The sequence below is a fragment of the Egibacteraceae bacterium genome (assembly GCA_040905805.1).
Classification (GTDB): Bacteria; Actinomycetota; Nitriliruptoria; order Euzebyales; family Egibacteraceae; genus DATLGH01.
This window is the reverse complement of the sequence record JBBDQS010000139.1, coordinates 1-2956: the sequence shown is the minus strand read 5'-3', so window position 1 is coordinate 2956 and position 2956 is coordinate 1. Positions and strand designations below refer to the sequence as shown.

Here is a 2956-nt window from a genome sequence, read left to right as displayed (position 1 = left end):
GGGGTGGTGACGGTCACGTCCACGGTGCCGGCGGACTGGGCGGGCACGGTCGCGGCGACCTCGGTGGAGGACACCACCGTGACGTCGGTGGCGGGCTCCCCGCCGACGTGCACCGCCGACGCGTCGTTGAACCCGAACCCGGTGATGGTGATCTCGTCGTCGGCGTCCGCGGTGTCCGGCGCGACGCCGGTCACCGAGGGCTCGGGGGTGTACAGCTCGGCGACGCGCCGGAAGCTGTGTGTGGCCGCGAGCACCTTGCCGCAGTGCTCGCCGCAGACCGCCGGGTCGTCGGCGAACGTGTCGGGGTCGCTGGACAGCACCACCATTTCTCCCCGGTGACCGCTGCGCCACGACGAGCGGGCCCAGTGCATGCGCCCGGCGGTGGTCCAGTCGTTGGTGTCGGGATCATAGACCTCGGCGTAGGAGCCGCCGTCGGCCCCGCCGGCGACCAGCACCGTGCTGTCGGGCAGCGTGCCCAGCAGCGCGGTCCAGCGGTCGTTGATCATCAGGCTGGCCGTCCACTCGTCGGTGTCGGGGTCGTAGACCTCCGCGCTCTTGCCGGCGCCGATGCCGCTGATCATGAGGAAGCGCCCGTCGTCGAGTGCCGCACCCTGGGGGTTGTCCCGGTCGGCGAGCATCGACGCGACGGCCGTCCATTCCCCGGTGGCGGGGTCGTAGATCTCCGCCGCTCTGGTGACGTGGCCCCCGCCGCCGGCGACCATGACCCGTCCGTCGGCGAGCACGTCACCGGCGAAGTTGCTGCGCGCGTCGACCATGGCACCGGTGGTCTCCCAGGTGTCGGTGGCGGGGTCGAAGATCTCGGTGGAGTCCAGTCCGCCGCCGCCGGTCACCAGCACGCGGTCGTCGTCGAGGGTGACCGCGAGGTGGCGGGCGCGACCCTCGGTCATCTCGTCGACCAGCGTCCACTGGCCGGTGTCGGGGTCATAGACCTCCGCGGTGGCCAGCTGGTCGTTGGAGCCGGCGAAACCGCCGGCGACCAGGACCCGGCCGTCGGGCAGCAGCGTGGCGCTGTGGTGGGACCGGGGGCCGCTCAGCGACCCGGTGTCCTCCCATTGGCCGGTGAGTGGGTCGAAGACCTCGGCGGTGTCCACCGTGATCTCGTCGCGGATCTCGTTGCGGCCGCCCGCGGCCAGGACACGCCCGTCGTCGAGCAGGGTCAGGCTGCCCTCGAAGCGGATGCTGGCCATCTGCCCAGCCAGCTCCCACACACCCTGTGCGTAGAGGTACTCGGCGGCCGGGTTGGCCGGCGAGGTGCCTTCCGGGGTGGTGACGGTGACGTGGACGGGGTCAGATCCCGGGGGGCTGGTCGCGGTGATCTGGGTGTCGGAGTCCACGGTGAAGTCCTCGGCGGGGGTGCCGCCGAAGTCCACGGCGGTGGCGCCGCTCAGGTCACGCCCGGTCAGGGTGACCGTGGTGCCCCCGTTCTCCGGGCCGCTGCGCGGCGACAGTTCCGACACGTGCGGGACGCCCTCCTCGGTCGGAGCCAGGCGGGCGACAAAGCCGCTCAACCCACCCGGAGGGGCGGTCTCGAACGCGCCCGGCGTGACCGGGAAGTCATCGGACTGGGTGTCGGCGATGACGTAGGCGCTGCCGTCAGGGCCGAGCGCCAACCCGCGCACCAGGTCGACGAGGCGGCCGGCGATGAAGGTCCCGTAGACCAGGTCGGTGCCCTCGGGGTTCAGCCTGCCCACATACACGTCGTGGTTGCCCGAGTAGGGCGCCACCGGGTCGCGGAGCGCGATGAGGTCGGACTCGGCGGTGATGATGACGGTGGCGCTGCCGTCGGGCTCGACCGCCACGCTGTCCACGTTGCGACGCCCGCCGAGGAACGTCGAGTAGATGATGTCGCTACCGTCGGACTCCAGGCGCGTGACGAACCCGATATCCATGCGCCCGTCCTGGGGGGTGCCGTCCTGCAGGACCTGCTGGAAGGCGTCGTCGCTGAGCGGGAAGTCCGGCGAGTTGGTGCCGCCAATGACGACCATGCTGCCGTCCGCGGCCAGGCCGATGGTCTGGGCCGCCTCGCCGTTGCGAGACGGCGCGCCGGACTGGTCGTCGCCCTCCCCGCCGACGTAGGTCCCGAGTACCTGGTCGCCGGCCGCGTCGAACTGCATCGCGTACGTCGAAAGGCACAGCCGGTCGGGGTCGCTCCCCGAGGCGCAGACGCCGCTGGGGTTGTCCTCCTGGTAGGCGCCGGCGGTTGTGGGCAGGTCGGCCGAGCGGGTGTCGCCGGCGAGGGAGACCGTGCCGTCGTCGCCGACGTGCACACCCGACGCGGTGTCGGCATCCGTGCCGCCGACGAACGTCGACCAGTCCGTGTCGGTGCCGTCAGCGCTGACCTTCGTGAGGAACGCGCTCTCGCCGCCGCCCGGGAACATCTCCTGGAACGCCCCGGTGGTGGTCGGGTAGTCGTCGGAGGAGGTCGTGCCCGCCACATGCGCGCTGCCGGCGTCGTCCACGGCGATCGCGAACACGAAGTCGCTGCTGGTCCCACCGAGGTAGGTGGAGTACTCCAGGGCCGTGCCGTCGGCGTTGAGCTTGGTCAGGAAGGCGTTCAGGTTCCCCCCGGCCGGCGCCTCCTGGAAGGCCCCCGCGGTGGTGGGGAAGTCGTCGGACTGGGTCGACCCAGTGATGTAGGCGGCGCCGGTGTCGTCCACCGCGATGGCGGACGGGTAGTCCTCGCCGCTGCCGCTGAGGTAGGTGGAGTACTCGATGTCGCTGCCGTCGGGGGTGAGCTTGGTGACGTAGCCGTCCTGCTCACCGGGCGCGCCCTCGGTCTGGAACGCGCCGGGGGTGGTCGGGAAGTTGGGCGAGGTGGTGTAGCCGCTGATGTAGGCGGCGCCGGTGTCATCCACCACGATGCCGGTGGGGCCGTCGCGTCCGGTGCCCCCGAGGTAGGTGGAGTAGTCCAGGATGGGGTCGATGACCAGGGGGT

1 protein-coding gene is annotated in these 2956 nt (G+C 71.7%); it reads right to left on the bottom strand.

The window, feature by feature from the left end:
* A partial coding sequence (locus tag WD250_15435) for a kelch repeat-containing protein (GenBank protein ID MEX2621608.1) occupies positions 1-2956 on the bottom strand: 2956 nt, incomplete at both ends.